The 15,937-nt window shown below is 40.3% G+C and carries 12 protein-coding genes; 9 read left to right on the top strand and 3 right to left on the bottom strand.

Annotated features, from left to right (window positions below; all coding sequences use genetic code 11):
* The first annotated feature begins 79 nt into the window (after window positions 1–79).
* The 9 genes from F4W09_RS05215 to F4W09_RS05175 all read left to right on the top strand — a co-directional run bounded on the left by F4W09_RS05215 (window position 80) and on the right by F4W09_RS05175 (window position 12,550).
* Window positions 80–2,920: a 2-oxoglutarate dehydrogenase E1 component gene (locus tag F4W09_RS05215; protein WP_016165821.1), complete on the top strand. Its 2,841-nt coding sequence runs from the start codon at window positions 80–82 to the stop codon at window positions 2,918–2,920.
* Window positions 2,920–4,137 (top strand): 2-oxoglutarate dehydrogenase complex dihydrolipoyllysine-residue succinyltransferase, encoded by a 1,218-nt coding sequence (gene odhB / locus F4W09_RS05210; protein ID WP_044740220.1) that lies wholly within the window; start codon window positions 2,920–2,922, stop codon window positions 4,135–4,137. The genes F4W09_RS05215 and odhB overlap by 1 nt, the downstream gene beginning before the upstream one ends.
* Window positions 4,138–4,197: 60 nt before the next feature.
* Entirely contained in the window at window positions 4,198–5,631 is a 1,434-nt protein-coding gene (lpdA, locus tag F4W09_RS05205) for a dihydrolipoyl dehydrogenase (RefSeq protein WP_151504227.1), read from the top strand.
* A 173-nt stretch (window positions 5,632–5,804) separates the two neighbouring features.
* Window positions 5,805–6,971 carry an ADP-forming succinate--CoA ligase subunit beta gene (gene sucC, locus F4W09_RS05200; protein WP_016165824.1) on the top strand — a complete coding sequence of 389 codons (1,167 nt, stop codon included), beginning with the start codon at window positions 5,805–5,807 and terminating at the stop codon, window positions 6,969–6,971.
* A gap of 11 nt (window positions 6,972–6,982) precedes the next feature.
* On the top strand, window positions 6,983–7,873 hold the full coding sequence (gene sucD, locus F4W09_RS05195; RefSeq protein WP_044740217.1) for a succinate--CoA ligase subunit alpha: 891 nt from the start codon (window positions 6,983–6,985) through the stop codon (window positions 7,871–7,873).
* Between the two features lie 130 nt (window positions 7,874–8,003).
* Window positions 8,004–8,678 carry a response regulator transcription factor gene (locus F4W09_RS05190; RefSeq protein WP_044740216.1) on the top strand — a complete coding sequence of 225 codons (675 nt, stop codon included), beginning with the start codon at window positions 8,004–8,006 and terminating at the stop codon, window positions 8,676–8,678.
* Window positions 8,679–8,808: 130 nt separating this feature from the next.
* Window positions 8,809–11,109, top strand: a complete 2,301-nt coding sequence (gene tynA, locus F4W09_RS05185; RefSeq protein WP_151504226.1) for a primary-amine oxidase — start codon at window positions 8,809–8,811, stop codon at window positions 11,107–11,109.
* 70 nt (window positions 11,110–11,179) lie between these two features.
* Window positions 11,180–11,941, top strand: coding sequence for a TorF family putative porin (locus F4W09_RS05180; protein WP_151504225.1), 762 nt, complete (start codon window positions 11,180–11,182; stop codon window positions 11,939–11,941).
* A 246-nt stretch (window positions 11,942–12,187) separates the two neighbouring features.
* Entirely contained in the window at window positions 12,188–12,550 is a 363-nt protein-coding gene (locus F4W09_RS05175; RefSeq protein ID WP_244948549.1) for a hypothetical protein, read from the top strand.
* Between the two features lie 17 nt (window positions 12,551–12,567).
* On the opposite strand, the gene F4W09_RS05170 is transcribed toward F4W09_RS05175, so the two are convergent.
* The 3 genes from F4W09_RS05170 to F4W09_RS05160 form a co-directional block, all read right to left on the bottom strand.
* Window positions 12,568–13,377: a VOC family protein gene (locus F4W09_RS05170; RefSeq protein ID WP_171492396.1), complete on the bottom strand. Its 810-nt coding sequence runs from the start codon at window positions 13,375–13,377 to the stop codon at window positions 12,568–12,570.
* 143 nt (window positions 13,378–13,520) lie between these two features.
* Window positions 13,521–15,230: a flotillin family protein gene (locus tag F4W09_RS05165; RefSeq protein ID WP_151504222.1), complete on the bottom strand. Its 1,710-nt coding sequence runs from the start codon at window positions 15,228–15,230 to the stop codon at window positions 13,521–13,523.
* 24 nt (window positions 15,231–15,254) lie between these two features.
* Window positions 15,255–15,896 (bottom strand): YqiJ family protein, encoded by a 642-nt coding sequence (locus F4W09_RS05160; protein WP_151504221.1) that lies wholly within the window; start codon window positions 15,894–15,896, stop codon window positions 15,255–15,257.
* Window positions 15,897–15,937 lie beyond the last annotated feature (41 nt).

Raw genomic sequence — 15,937 nt, 5'->3', positions numbered from 1 at the left:
TTACCAATTTGACATTATCAATCATGGGGTTGCTTAAAAGGCACCTAAAATATTTTTGCAATAGGAAATGGGTCCACAAATGCAAGAAGTTGCTGACGCTTTGCGTCTTGACACTGAACTTTCCGCTGATAGTGCAGCGTATATTGAAGAACTTTATGAGCAGTATTTGACGTCGCCGGAATCAGTTGGTGCTGATTGGCGCGAATACTTCGATAAATTCCCGAAAGGTGATCAACCACACAGCAATGTACGTGAGCAATTCCTCTTATTAGGCCGCAATTCAAGCCGTGTTCAGGCGGTGGTGCAAAGCACAGTTAGTACTGAACATGAGCGTCGTCAAATTGGCGTATTACAACTTATTGCAGCGTATCGTAACCGTGGTCATCAGAAAGCGAAGCTTGATCCTTTAGGTTTGGCAAAACGTGAAATCGTGCCTGATCTTGATCTTGCAGCACATGGCTTAACTCAATCGGATTTAGACACAGTATTTAATACAGGTAATCTGTTGATTGGTAAAGATGAAGCAACTTTAGGTGAAATGGTTCAAGCCATGGAAGCAACGTATTGTGCTTCGATTGGTGCAGAATACATGCACATTGTTGATACCAAAGAAAAACGCTGGATTCAACAACGTCTTGAAGGTGCTCGTGGCCAATTCAATTTTACAGCAGAACAGAAAAAACACGTATTAGAGCGTTTAACTGCTGCTGAAGGTCTTGAAAAATTCCTTGGTAATAAATACGTCGGTGCAAAACGTTTTGGTGTTGAAGGTGGTGAATCTTTCATTCCAATGGTTGATGCTTTGATTCAACGTGCAGGTTCTGTAGGTTGTAAAGAAGTTGTCATTGGTATGCCACACCGCGGTCGTTTAAACCTTTTAGTTAACATCATGGGTAAAAACCCAGCAGACCTATTTGGTGAGTTTGAAGGTAAAAGCTTACATAAAAAAGGTTCTGGTGATGTTAAATACCACCAAGGTTTCTCTTCTAACGTCATGACTCCTGGTGGTGAAGTTCACTTGGCATTGGCATTTAACCCATCACATTTAGAAATCGTAGGACCAGTAGTAGAAGGTTCAGTACGTGCACGTCAAGTTCGTCGTAAAGACATTGGCGGTGATGATGTATTGCCAGTGATTGTTCATGGTGATGCGGCATTTGCTGGTCAAGGTGTTAACCAAGAAACCTTCCAAATGTCACAAACTCGTGGCTATACAGTAGGTGGTACGGTTCACATTGTTGTGAATAACCAAGTAGGTTTCACTACTTCTGATCCACGTGATGCGCGTTCTACAGAATACTGTACAGACATTGCAAAAATGATCCAAGCACCGATTTTCCATGTAAACGGTGATGATCCTGAATCAGTATTGTTTGTTGCTCAATTGGCACATGACTTCCGTCATACATTCCGTAAAGACGTTGTAATTGACATGTTCTGTTACCGTCGTCGTGGTCATAACGAAGCGGATGAGCCAGCAGCAACTCAGCCAATGATGTATCAAGTCATCAACAAGAAAACGACGACTCGTGCATTGTATGCAGACCAATTGGTTCAGCAAAATGTGTTAGATCGTGCTGCTGCTGATCAAATGGTAGAAGATTACCGTTCTGATCTAGAAGCGGGCAAGCATGTTGCTAACGCATTGGTATTAGAGCCAAATACAAAAATGTTTGTAGATTGGACGCCATACCTAGGCCATGAATACACAGACATTTGGGATACAACTTTCTCTGAAGATCGCTTAAAAGAACTTGGTCGCAAAATGCGTGAGCTTCCTGAAGGCTTCGTAATGCAGCGTCAGGTTGCAAAAGTGATTGATGATCGCCTGAAAATGCAAACTGGTGAAATGCCATTGAACTGGGGTGCTGCTGAAACTTTAGCTTATGCATCACTTTTGGATGAAGGTTTCCTTGTTCGTTTAACAGGTGAAGACGTTGGTCGTGGTACATTCTCACACCGTCATGCGAAGTTGCATAACCAAGTAGATGGTTCAACTTACATCCCACTTTGCCACATCAAAGAAAATCAACCACGTACAGCAATTTATGACTCATTATTGTCAGAAATGGCGGTGTTAGGTTTTGAGTATGGTTATGCAACCACGCTTCCTAAGAGCTTGGTGATTTGGGAAGCGCAATTTGGTGACTTCGCAAACTGTGCACAGGTTGTAATCGATCAATTTATCGCATCAGGTGAAACGAAGTGGGAACGTGTTTGTGGTTTAACTTTACTTCTTCCACATGGTTTTGAAGGTCAAGGTCCAGAACACTCATCTGCACGTTTAGAACGTTTCTTACAGCTATGTGCTGAAGACAACATGCAAGTGATGACACCGACTACACCTGCACAGATTTTCCATGCTTTACGTCGTCAAGCGATTCGCCCAATTCGTAAGCCAATGATCATCATGTCGCCGAAGTCTTTGCTTCGTCACAAACTTGCAACGTCTACTTTAAGTGAGCTTGCAAACGGCACATTCCAGACAGTGATTGATGAGATCGATAACATCAACAAAGCAGACGTAACCCGTTTGGTACTTTGTGGTGGTAAGGTTTACTACGATTTACTTGAGAAACGTCGTGAGCAAGAGTTAAATAACACTGCAATCATTCGTATTGAACAATTGTATCCATACCCAGAACAACGTATTGCTGAAGTTCTTGCTCAATATCCAAACGTAAAAGAAATTGTTTGGACGCAAGAAGAGCCGAAGAACCAAGGTGCTTGGTTATTTATCGCACCACGTTTATACGATGATGTGATGAAATCAGGTAAACAAGTACGTATCAGTTATGCAGGTCGTGAAGCTTCTGCTGCACCGGCTTGTGGTTCACCATATTTGCATGCAAAACAACAAGCTCAGCTGGTTAATGACGCTTTAGCGATCGTAGCTGAACAATCAGGAGATTCTAAATAATGGCAACCGAAATTAAAGCACCGGTATTCCCAGAGTCAGTTGCAGACGGTACGATTGCAACTTGGCACAAACAACCAGGTGAGGCAGTATCACGTGATGAAGTGATCTGTGACATTGAAACAGACAAAGTTGTTTTAGAAGTCGTTGCTCCTGCTGACGGTACAATCGTTACAATTATTAAAAATGAAGGCGACACAGTGCTTTCAGCTGAAGTGATTGCTCAGTTTGAAGAAGGTGCGGTTTCTGGTGCTGCTGCAACTGAAGCAGTTCAAGATGAAGCGAAAGTTGAACAAGCTGCTGCAAACACTCAAGCAGGTGCTGCACCAGTCGTTGAACGTGCTCAACAAGTTCAAGATCAAGCTCCTGCTGTTCGTAAAGCATTAACTGAGTCTGGTATTCCTGCTGCTGATGTTGCGGGTACAGGCCGTGGTGGTCGTATCACTAAAGAAGATGTGGCAAATCATCAAACTAAACCTGCAGCGCCAGCTGCTGCACCTTTAAGCGTTGCAGTAGGTGAGCGTATTGAAAAACGTGTTCCAATGACACGTCTTCGTAAGCGTGTTGCTGAACGTTTACTTGCAGCGACTCAAGAAACTGCAATGTTAACGACGTTCAACGAAGTGAACATGAAGCCAATCATGGAAATGCGTGCGCAATACAAAGACGCATTCGAGAAGCGTCATGGTGCGCGTCTTGGCTTTATGTCTTTCTTTGTTAAAGCGGCAACTGAAGCGCTTAAACGCTACCCAGCGGTTAATGCATCAATTGATGGCGACGACATCGTTTACCATGGTTACTATGACATCGGTGTAGCCGTATCTTCTGACCGTGGTTTAGTGGTACCAGTGCTTCGTGATACAGACCGTATGAACTATGCTGAAGTTGAAAATGGTATCCGTGATTACGCTTACAAAGCGCGTGATGGTAAATTAGGTATCGAAGACATGACTGGCGGTACGTTCACTATCACTAACGGTGGTACATTCGGTTCATTGCTTTCTACGCCAATTTTGAACACACCACAAACTGCAATTTTAGGTATGCACAAAATCCAAGAGCGTCCTATGGCAGTGAATGGTCAAGTAGAAATCTTGCCAATGATGTATTTAGCGCTTTCTTATGACCACCGTTTAATCGATGGTAAAGAAGCTGTAGGTTTCTTGGTAACAATCAAAGAATTGTTAGAAGAACCAGCTAAATTGATCCTTGACCTTTAATTGATAGAATAAAAATAACAGGCTTAGAGCTATCCTCTAAGCCTGTATTTGGAGATAAACATGTCTCAACAATTTGATCTTGTTGTAATTGGCGGTGGCCCAGGTGGCTATGAAGCAGCGATTCGTGCAGCGCAATTAGGTTTTAAAGTTGCTTGTATCGAAAAACGTATTCACAAAGGCAAACCATCTTTAGGTGGTACTTGCTTAAACGTGGGTTGTATTCCTTCTAAAGCTTTACTTGATTCTTCTCACCGCTACGAAGATACAGTTCATCATTTAGATGATCACGGTATTACAACAAGTGAAGTGAAGTTTGACTTGGCTAAAATGCTTGACCGTAAGGATAAAATCGTCAACCAATTAACTATGGGTGTCGACGGCCTTCTTAAAGGTAATGGTATCGAATGGTTAAAAGGGACTGGTAAATTACTTGCTGGTAAAAAAGTTGAGTTTGTTTCTCATGAAGGTGAAACTCAAATTTTAGAGCCAAAATATGTGATTCTTGCATCTGGTTCTGTGCCTGTAAATATTCCTGTAGCTCCTGTTGATCAAGACATTATTGTTGATTCAACTGGTGCTTTAGAATTCCAAGAAGTTCCTAAGCGTTTAGGTGTTATTGGTGCTGGTGTAATTGGTTTAGAACTTGGTTCAGTATGGCGTCGTCTTGGTGCTGAAGTTGTTGTATTTGAAGCAATGGATGCATTCTTACCAATGGCTGATAAAGCATTGGCTAAAGACTACCAAAAAGTATTGACTAAACAAGGTTTAGACATTCGCGTAGGCGCTAAAGTTGCTGGTACTGAAGTTAACGGTCGTGAAGTGACAGTTAAGTACACGCAAGGTGGCGAAGACAAGACTCAAACTTTCGATAAATTAATCGTTTGTGTTGGTCGTCGTGCTTATGCAGAAGGTTTATTGGCTGATGATTCAGGTATTAAACTCACTGAACGTGGTTTAGTGGAAGTGAACGATTGGTGTGCAACTTCTGTTGAAGGTGTATATGCAATTGGTGACTTAGTACGCGGTCCAATGCTTGCGCATAAAGCAATGGAAGAAGGTGTAATGGCTGTTGAACGAATTCACGGTCATGCTGCACAAGTCAACTATGACACAATCATTTCTGTAATCTATACACACCCAGAAGCGGCGTGGGTAGGTTTAACAGAAGAGCAAGCGAAAGAAAAAGGTCATGAAGTTAAAACTGGTCAATTCGGTTTCGCTGCAAATGGTCGTGCAATGGCTGCTGGTGAAAATTCAGGTTTCGTGAAGTTCGTTGCGGATGCAAAAACTGACCGTTTATTGGGTATGCACGTAATTGGACCTGCTGCGTCTGATATCGTACACCAAGGGATGATCGCACTTGAGTTTGTATCTTCTGTTGAAGATCTTCAGTTGATGACTTTTGGTCACCCAACATTCTCTGAAGTTGTTCATGAAGCTGCATTGGCTGTCGATGGCCGAGCAATTCACGCAATTCAGCGTAAACGTAAATAAGACAAGAAAAGAGCGGTTTTAACCGCTCTTTTTTTTGATTAAAGGTTGTTTTTACCAGAACAATCTACTACAAATAAGAAAGAAAAAATGTAAAAGGACTAATACCAAATAAGACGTGAGTCTAGGAATTAGTCGGTCCATAACAAAGCAAAGAAGTAGTAAAAGGTTAGTCAATGAATCTACATGAGTATCAAGCCAAAGCGTTATTAAAAAAATATGGTATGCCTGTTCAAGAAGGTGTATTGGCAACCAATGCTGAAGAAGCAGTAAAAGCTTTTGAGCAGCTTGGCGGAAAATTCGCAGTCATGAAAGCGCAGGTGCACGCTGGTGGTCGAGGTAAGGCTGGTGGCGTTAAAGTCGTCAAATCCAGCATTGAAGCGGCAGATTACGCAAACCATATCATCGGTACTCGTTTAGTGACTTATCAAACCGATGCTAATGGTCAGCCTGTGAATAGTGTCTTGGTTTGTGAAGATGTCTATCCAGTAGAGCGTGAGTTATATCTTGGAGCAGTCGTTGATCGTTCAAGTCGACGCGTAACTTTTATGGCATCGACCGAAGGTGGTGTTGAAATTGAAAAAGTTGCAGAAGAAACTCCAGAGAAAATTATCAAAGTAGAAGTAGATCCTTTGGTGGGCTTACAGCCTTTCCAAGCACGTGAAGTCGCATTTGCTTTGAAATTAAAAGATGCTCAGATTGCACAATTTGTCAAAATTATGACTGCTGCATATCAGGCATTTATTGAAAATGATTTTGCTTTATTCGAGATTAATCCATTATCTGTTCGTGAAAATGGTGAAATTTTATGTGTTGATGCCAAAGTTGGTATTGATTCGAATGCCTTATATCGTTTGCCAGAAGTTTCTGCACTTCGTGACAAGTCACAAGAAAATGAACGTGAGCTAAAAGCATCGGAATTTGATCTGAACTACGTTGCACTTGAAGGCAATATTGGCTGTATGGTCAATGGTGCAGGTTTGGCAATGGCTACTATGGATATCATTAAACTTTATGGTGGGCAGCCTGCAAACTTCCTTGATGTTGGTGGGGGTGCAACCAAAGAACGTGTAATTGAAGCTTTCAAATTGATTTTGGCAGATACCTCGGTACAGGGTGTATTGATTAATATTTTTGGTGGTATTGTTCGTTGTGACATGATTGCGGAAGCCATTATTGCTGCAGTGCAGGAAGTACATGTGAGTGTTCCTGTCGTGGTTCGTTTAGAAGGCAACAATGCAGAATTGGGTGCAAAAATTCTAGATGAATCAGGTTTGAAATTAACTTCTGCAAACGGCTTGGCTGATGCAGCAGAAAAAATTGTTGCAGCAGTAAAAGCATAAGGAGTGCCATCATGAGCGTATTAATTAATAAAAACACAAAAGTATTGGTACAAGGCTTCACAGGTAAGAATGGTACGTTTCATTCTGCACAAGCTCTCGATTATGGAACCAAAGTCGTGGGTGGTGTGACCCCAGGTAAAGGTGGAACCACACATTTAGATTTGCCTGTATTTAACACCATGAAAGATGCTGTGCGTGAAACACAAGCTGATGCATCTGTGATTTATGTGCCAGCGCCTTATGTCCTTGACTCAATCATTGAAGCGGTAGATTCAGGTGTTGGACTGATTGTAGTAATTACCGAAGGTGTCCCTACGCTGGATATGTTAAAAGCCAAGCGTTATTTAGAAACCAATGGCAATGGTACGCGTCTAGTCGGTCCAAACTGTCCTGGTGTGATCACGCCAGGCGAATGTAAGATTGGAATTATGCCGGGTCATATTCATCAACCGGGTCGTATCGGAATTATTTCACGTTCAGGAACCCTGACTTACGAGGCTGTTGCTCAGACCACTAAACTTGGCCTTGGGCAATCAACCTGTATTGGTATTGGAGGAGATCCAATTCCGGGTATGAACCAAATTGATGCATTAAAACTGTTCCAAGATGATCCAGATACTGATGCGATTATCATGATTGGTGAAATTGGGGGAACTGCTGAAGAAGAAGCAGCTGAATATATTCAGTCTAATGTTTCTAAACCTGTAGTAGGTTATATTGCAGGGGTAACAGCACCAAAAGGTAAGCGCATGGGTCATGCAGGTGCAATTATTTCAGGTGGTAAGGGAACAGCCGAAGAAAAATTCGCTGCTTTTGAACGTGCTGGAATGGCGTATACACGCAGTCCTGCAGAGTTGGGTGCAACCATGTTACAGGTATTGAAAGACAAAGGTTTAGCTTAATTTTTAAGATTTATTAAGTAAAAAAAGCGTGTGTTACTTAGGTAACATGCGCTTTTTTACGTTTATCGCATTCTATTTGGTATATAAATTGCTCTAAGCAAGTATTCATTCAAAATAGTGTTTTGATACCATGCAAGCGGTAAATTGGAATCAGTTCAGCGAAGAGTTCACCCGTAATATCCAAAAAGTGCTGCCATTTGACGGATTGGTTGCGTTTAATATCGATTCGGAAACAACAGCGAGTCAATATTCATTTAAAGGCATATCTCGTCAAGCAGTCGATGAATACTTGGGAGGTATGCAATGTTTTGACCCTGTACATTTTCGTTTTGCATACCATCAAACAGATATGAAGTTTAGTGTATTACAAGCCGTGGCTTCTAATAATGAGTATGATGACTTTAGAAAAAAATGGAATGTAAAAGATACGATTGAACTTTTTTTTAGGCAGAATGGGGTTCCTATTCGTGGCATGAGTTTGGTTCGGTCTTCAGCCTATATGGAATTTTCTGATCAAGAGTTAAAAATGGTTGAATCATTTTATGATTTGACCGCTTGTTGTTTTAATCAAATTTATGACGTTTCTAGTCATCAGGTTAGCCTATTTAATGAAGGTTTAACTGAGTCACTAACGCGACAAGAATCTAAAATATTAGGCTTGTTATGTAAAGGTCTAAATAATCAGGCACTTGCCAATGAAATGCATTGTGGAATATCAACTATTAAGACCCATCTACAGCATATCTATCAAAAAACACAGGTCAGAAGCCGTCAGGAATTGATGAGCCGAGTACTGTCTGGCTGACATTCATAATAAATATAAGATCGATCTATCTTCAATTTTAAAAATCATCCTTTGGGATGATTTTTTTGCATAGGGAACAGCGTAATTTTTCAGCATAGAAAAACAGTTTGTAAGGCTAAGGAAATCCGAGATGAAAACATTACATTCACAAATGCTGAAAAAATATCTTAAACAAATATCAAATGTTGTTGGTGTAATGGCAATTGGTGCATGTGCAAATCAAGCGATGGCACATGGTGAAGCAGCGAAAATGTTACCGTTACAACAAGCCATGCAATCGGTTGGTGCAACGGTACAGCAAGACCAATATGCCAATATCTATACCATCAGCAAAAATTCGACCTTAGTCCGAGCAAAACCAAATTCAACCACCATTATGGTGAATGGAAAGCCTTTAAAAATTTCGGCACCCATTATTGTAAAAGACGGTCAAGCTATGGCATCGGAAACATTGGCAAATGAGATTTTCCAATCTGGCCTTGATCAAACCTTTCAAGTTGAAACCGTAAAGCATCCGTTAAATACCTTAACGACAGAAGAAATCCAGTCAGTGACGAAGATCATTCAGGCAGATCAACGTGCACCGAAAGCATTACGTTTCAGCCGTATTCGTTTACAAGAACCTGAAAAAAATGCAGTTTGGAACAGTGTGCTGAATCATACTGAATATAAAGGTCCACGTTTAGCCGAATTTAGCTTATTACAAAGCGATAATATTATTGAGGGTGTGGTTGATCTGAACACACAACAAGTAAAGGCTTGGAAGGTCTTACCTGCAACGCATGGAATGGTGTTGTTGGATGACTTTATGATGGTACAAGAGGTTATTCAGAAGAGTCCAGAGTATAAAGCTGCGTTAGCAAAACGTGGCATTACAGATGTCACTAAAGTCGTGGGTACACCACTGACTGTAGGATACTTTGGTGGTGAAGATGGTTTAAATAAAGAACTTAGCTTACTGAAAATTGTCAGCTATCTTGATGTAGGTGATGGAAACTATTGGGCACATCCTATTGAGAATTTGGTTGCTGTCGTCGATTTAGACAAAAAGAAAATTGTCAAAATTGAAGAGGGCAGTTTAGTGCCTGTACCCATGACACCACGTCCTTATGATGGTCGTGATAAAAAAGCAGAAACACGTAAGCCTCTGAATATTGTAGAACCTGAGGGTAAAAACTACAGCATTACGGGTCAGTATATTCATTGGGGCAACTGGTGCTTCCATGTCGGGCTTGATTCTCGTGTAGGTTTACAAGTTGGCACAGTCACTTTTAAAGATAAGGGCGTAAAACGTAAAGTCATGTACCAAGGCAATCTTGGGGGAATGGTTGTGCCTTATGGTGATCCAGATATGGGTTGGTACTTCAAGTCTTATCTCGACTCTGGTGAATATGGAATGGGTACGTTGACCTCATCTATTGAGCGGGGTAAGGATGTTCCTGAGAATGCTGTACTGCTTGATGCAGTGATTGCTGATTACGAAGGTAAACCAATGACGATTCCAAATGCAATTGCTGTATTTGAACGTTATGCGGGACCCGAGTTTAAACATCAAGAAATGGGACAAAGCAATGTAAGTGCCGAGCGCCGTGAGCTTGTGGTGCGCTGGATTAGTACAGTTGGTAACTATGACTACATGTTTGATTGGGTCTTCTCAGACAATGGCACCATAGGGATTAATGCGGGTGCTACAGGTATTGAAGCGGTTAAAGGGGTAAAAGCATCAACTATGCATGATGCAACAGCCAAAGAAGATACCCGTTACGGAACTTTGATTGATCATAATATTGTGGGAACAACCCATCAGCATATTTATAACTTCCGTTTAGACTTAGATATCGATGGTGAGAACAATACACTGACCCACATGAACCCTGTTGTAAATGTGAATAAAAAAGGTGTGCGTAAAAGCACGATGGAAATCGAAAAACATGTGGTGAGTAATGAACAAGAAGCAGCAGAGAAATTTAATCCATCAACCATTCGTTTAATCAGTAACTATTCGAAAGAGAACAAAGTTGGCAATCCCGTTTCTTATCAACTGATTCCATTTGCTGGTGGCACGCACCCAATTGCCAAAGGCGCAAACTTTAGTCCAGATGAATGGTTATTCAAACGTTTAAACTTCATGGACAAGCAAATTTGGGTGACCAAATATAACCCGACAGAATTATATCCTGAGGGCGCGTATCCAAACCGTTCTGACAAAGATACAGGCTTGGGGCAATTTGTTCAAAATAACGACAACATCAATAACAAAGACTTAGTCGTATGGTTAACCACGGGTACAACGCATGTTGCTCGAGCAGAAGAATGGCCAATCATGCCAACGGAGTGGGTGAATGTACTGCTTAAACCATGGAACTTCTTCGATGAAACACCAACTTTGAATCTAAACACACCAAAAGATACGACGACACATTCACATTAATGCTGCGATAGCAATAAAACATGCCATATCAAAACCTTGATGTGGCAAATCTTAAGATTTGGGGGAATCTATGTTTAAATCATGTGTTCAACGGTTGTTGACTGTATCACTTTTAATGTCATCAGTTTCAGTATTTGCAGAGGAAGCAACGACTTCTGAATCTACACCTACAATTACAGTGGCAGGCTCTATGGCAATGTTGACGGATTATCGCTTCCGTGGAGTGTCTATGTCGAATCGTGATCCTGCCGTTCAAGGGGCTTTAAACTTTTCGCATAAATCAGGCGTCTATCTAAGTTTATGGGCATCGAATGCGGATGTTGGGGCAGGAGGGAATGTCGAAGCTGACTTTTTTGTGGGCTATAATCTACCCATCACAGAAAAATCATTCCTAGATATTAACTATGCCGATGTGAATTATCCTGGCACGATCAAAGAATATCACACCGATTTTAGTGAGTTTGGCGTGAATTATAATCATAGTGATTTAATGAAGGATGGTGACTATTTTACAGCAGGAGTGTTTTACTCACCTGAGTTCGCTTTTAAATCAGGTACAGAAATTTACTTAAATACAAGTTACAAATTTCCAGTGTATAAAAATATTAAACTTGTTTCGAGCTTGGGCTATACCAAACTGGAAGACAACGAACAGTTTGCTAAAGCATTTGGTGGTGATGGTCAGCAAGATGATTATTTTGACTATAAAATTGGTTTAGGTGTGGAAGTTTTGGGGTTAAATTCAGAGTTGGTATGGATTGATAATAATATCGATAGTGATGCCAATATTATGAAAGGAAGTGTTGTATTCTCTCTGACCAAACAGTTCTAATCCAGAAAATAATTATTTTAAAGTGATAAGAGGCTTCAATATGATGAAGCCTTTTTTTAATAGGATTTTTATTTTCTGAAAAATCAGGGTTGTAGTTTAATTTGGCATGGTATGTGATGTTGTTTAACTATGCTATATTTATACATAAAATTCTATTTTCACGACACCGTATTGCAGATGTTAAGACATGTTTATGTGTTCTTTTTCAGGATATTCGCTCTGATTATTCTATTGATGAGTGCTGCTATGGCTGAAAATGAAGACGTCTACATGGATGAATTTATTGGTGATGAAATTTTTTATTATTATCAGCATCTTGCGGAGCAGCATAATGAAAAAGAAAATGACTATAGCGTAGCGAATAATGACTTTTATGAAAATGAATATATTCGAGTGTTTAATTATACCGCTTATAATTCTGACAATTTCACCAATAAACTCGGAACAGGTGAATTCAACAGTGCAGATTTAGATGCCTTAAGAATATCATTTGGTTATGGTATTGAAATTAAGTTAAATAAGCGTAATAAACTTGGCTATGAATATTTGTCAAATTTTCCCTATGATCGAGGGCAGTTAATTCGAATCTTTTGGGTACAGTTATTCTAAAATGCACGAATATTTTTTTATTCATTTTTTGAAATAAGTAAATCTTCGATAATAATTTTTTTCATACGTGTCAGCGTTGAATAGGCTTCGGGATGACTCGCTAAGATTTGTGCAAGGTTTTTTGGAATGACCTGCCAACTAATACCAAAAACATCTTTGCACCAGCCACACCAACTTTCCGAACCATGTTCTGTAAAATAATTCCAGTAATAATCAATTTCTTGCTGTGTTTTACACGGAATCACAAAAGAAACGGATTCATTAAAATCAAAAATATGCTTATGGGGGCTATCTTTTGCTATAAATTTCAGGTGGTTCAAGCTAAAAATGCTATTTTGTATTTTTCCTTCCAAGTCACCAGAAGGGTAGCGAAGCAATTGATGGCGCTGAAATTCTGGAAAAATCTTCTGATAGTATTGTAGGGCTTGCGAACACTGGTTCTGATGCATACCACAAAATAATAAATTGGGAAGAATGTGTTGTTGTGTTTTACCACCATTACCTAGTTGTAATTGCCAGGTATAGCCAAATTGATCTTGAATCCAACCATAATAAGCGTTCCAAGAATAATGACCGAGATCAATTATGCTTGCACCGCCGAGAATAAGTTTTTGCCATAGCGCGTTAATTTCTTCGCGACTATCGCAAATCACTGTAAAAGAGATGGCGGGATTAGGTAAGAAATAGGGACCACCATTTATTCCAATAAAGCATTGATTGGACAAAGATGCTTTTACGACTGTCTGATTATGTTCAAGGATCATGCTGTTTGGAAAAACTGAGCAATAGAATTCAAAAGCTTCTAACGCTTGATTATCAAACCACAAAGCAGGATAGATCGTAAGATGCATGCATGGTCCTTGTGTTTAGGTCCTATAAGGTTGAATTTTAACTGAGTATGACGTGGCAATATGTAATATTTTGATGAAAAAAGCGCAACTTAAGTTGCGCTTAATTTTATAAATGGAATTTATACTTTGCTTTGCGGTTTCAGTTGTTGGGTCAAACCATTGATATCACCACCATGCAGTCCAAGTTCACTCATAAGGCTATCGATTAATGGAGCTTGTGAACGATAGCGTAAAGCACTATTCACGACTTGATCGGACAGTGAAGCAGTTGAATGTTCAGGAGTCGATTCATGACCATGAGGATGTGCAACACTTCCTAAACCATTGACCTGTAAAATTTTAATATCATCAATACCTTCCATTGGTTTAACACTTTCGCGAATAATTTCAGGTAGATATTTCAGTAAAGCCAGTCGAATTTGCATTTCAACTTGCTCAGACGATAAGGTGTTATTTGCCTCATGCACGGCACGAGTACCTTCAGCATCAACCTGATATTGTTTTTCCATAGCTTGTGCCAGTAAAACTTTGGCATCTGCTTCACCTTTGGCATGTAGGCGGGCTTTTTCAGCTTCCGCTTCAGCAGCAATTCGAATTGCTTCCGCTTCGTCCACCGCTGCTTTTTTACCAGCTTCGGCAGCAACAGTAATGGCAATCGCATCTTTTTCAGCAGCTTGTTTTGCTGCAACCAATTCAACCGCTTTTTCACGTTCAGCACGTTGCGTTTCACGGACGGTGAGAACTTCTTCTTCTGCTTTAACTGCCTGAGCACGAGCTTGGTCTGCTTGAGCTTTGGCTTCTGATTCTGCACGAGACTTTTCAGCAATCGCAATTGCGCGATCTTGCTCTGCCAATTCAATGGTTTTCTTTTGCTCGACCTGAGCTTTTTGAATAAGTTGAGCTTTTAAGATATTTTCATTTTCTACATCGCGGGCAGAAGCGATACGCTTTAATTCAACTTCACGTTCAGCTGCAATTTGTGCTTCTTCTGCATCACGTTTTTTAGCTGCTTCTTGTGCTGCAATTTCAGCAAGCTGTTCTGCTCGACGGACTGAAATTTCACGTTCTTGTTGTAATTTGGCGTACTCTTCTTCACGTAAAATTTGTAAACGTGCTTGCTCAGCTTCTAAGTTTTTAGTTTTAATTGCAAGATCTGCATCTTGTTCAATTACATTGCGTTTTTTACGACGGTCTTCAATGGTTTCTGTAAGTTTGGTTAAACCTTCTGCATCGAACGCATTTTGCGGGTTAAAGTATTTAAAACTGGTCTGATCTAAACCAGTTAAAGAGACTGTTTCAAGTTCTAAACCATTCTTGAATAAATCTTCTGATACGACTTGTTGAACTTTTTGCACAAAGTCCACACGCTTTTCGTGTAGTTCTTCCATCGCCATTTCAGCAGCGACCGCGCGCAAAGAGTCAACAAATTTACCTTCAACCAAATTTTTAAGTTCATTGGGTGACATGGTTTTTCGACCAAGGGTTTGAGCTGCTGTTGCAATCGATTCAGCAGTTGGTTTTACCCGCACATAAAACTCTGCCATTACATCGACACGCATACGATCACGTGTAATGAGGGCTTGTTCTTCTGCACGAACCACTTCGAGTCGAAGAGTATTCATATTTACTGGAATAATTTCATGCAATACAGGCAGAACGATGGCACCACCATTCAAGATGACCTTCTCGCCACCAAATCCTGTACGGACAAATGAAATTTCTTTACTTGAACGTTGATATAAACGGGCGACTATAAAGCCAATCACAAGAATTGCGACAAAAATAATGCCTGCAATTAGTAACAAATTAATAAGATTTGAATTTAGCATCGTATACTCAAAATTTAAGTGTTGTTAAGTTTCAGAACGTATGGCTTGAAAGCCAATTTTTGTTTTTTGGGTCAGCACTACTTGTTGACCTTGTTTAAAAGCATCATCTTGTTCTGGTTCGACCAGAATATAATGAATTTGTCCAAATTGATCTTTGACTTTGGCTTGAGCAGGGGAATGGGGTTTAGCAATACCAATGACGATGACCGCCGTGCGTCCCACCAATTCTTCACTAAATATTGCGGTTGTTTCATCTTGCGGTAATACTCTTGAGGTGACCTTTGCCGTAAAACGCACTAATGGCATACACAAAAAGAAACTTGCAGGTGCTAACAGCCAAGCACTCCAGTAGGTTCCTGTAAATAAGTGAACAACTGTTTGTAATAGCAGCCCAAATAATCCAAAAATCGTGAGAAAGATAATAAACCAGATTAATAAAGGCACACGCCCCAGATATAACCAGTCCAATACCTGTAACAACCAACTGGCTTCAGTATCTATATCGACTTCAGGTGAAGTGAGATCAGCAGGTAAAAGTTGGTCAAGAATACCTTGAGTACCTCCACCCAGTAACAATAACGTTAGCTCAAAAAAGGCAAAGAGAAAGAGAAGGCATATTGAAATGCTAAAAATGAGATTTGACGGGTGCGTCACAAGTTCCCACATGATCGAATTCTCTTTTTTTTAATGATATTTATAACAAATAA

It is taken from the genome of Acinetobacter tandoii (assembly GCF_008867985.1).
Taxonomy (GTDB): Bacteria; Pseudomonadota; Gammaproteobacteria; order Pseudomonadales; family Moraxellaceae; genus Acinetobacter; species Acinetobacter tandoii.
Note: the sequence above shows the minus strand (reverse complement) of the source record. Positions and strands in the feature narration are given on the sequence as shown.

Bases quoted from the DNA above. Each gene is read 5' to 3' on its own strand.
- F4W09_RS05165 (WP_151504222.1), bottom strand. From the start codon at position 15,230: ATGCTAAATTCAAATCTTATTAATTTGTTACTAATTGCAGGCATTATT.
- F4W09_RS05180 (WP_151504225.1), top strand. From the start codon at position 11,180: ATGTTTAAATCATGTGTTCAACGGTTGTTGACTGTATCACTTTTAATG.
- F4W09_RS05215 (WP_016165821.1), top strand. From the start codon at position 80: ATGCAAGAAGTTGCTGACGCTTTGCGTCTTGACACTGAACTTTCCGCT.
- F4W09_RS05160 (WP_151504221.1), bottom strand. From the start codon at position 15,896: ATGTGGGAACTTGTGACGCACCCGTCAAATCTCATTTTTAGCATTTCA.
- sucD (WP_044740217.1), top strand. From the start codon at position 6,983: ATGAGCGTATTAATTAATAAAAACACAAAAGTATTGGTACAAGGCTTC.
- lpdA (WP_151504227.1), top strand. From the start codon at position 4,198: ATGTCTCAACAATTTGATCTTGTTGTAATTGGCGGTGGCCCAGGTGGC.
- F4W09_RS05175 (WP_244948549.1), top strand. From the start codon at position 12,188: ATGGCTGAAAATGAAGACGTCTACATGGATGAATTTATTGGTGATGAA.
- F4W09_RS05190 (WP_044740216.1), top strand. From the start codon at position 8,004: ATGCAAGCGGTAAATTGGAATCAGTTCAGCGAAGAGTTCACCCGTAAT.
- tynA (WP_151504226.1), top strand. From the start codon at position 8,809: ATGAAAACATTACATTCACAAATGCTGAAAAAATATCTTAAACAAATA.
- sucC (WP_016165824.1), top strand. From the start codon at position 5,805: ATGAATCTACATGAGTATCAAGCCAAAGCGTTATTAAAAAAATATGGT.
- odhB (WP_044740220.1), top strand. From the start codon at position 2,920: ATGGCAACCGAAATTAAAGCACCGGTATTCCCAGAGTCAGTTGCAGAC.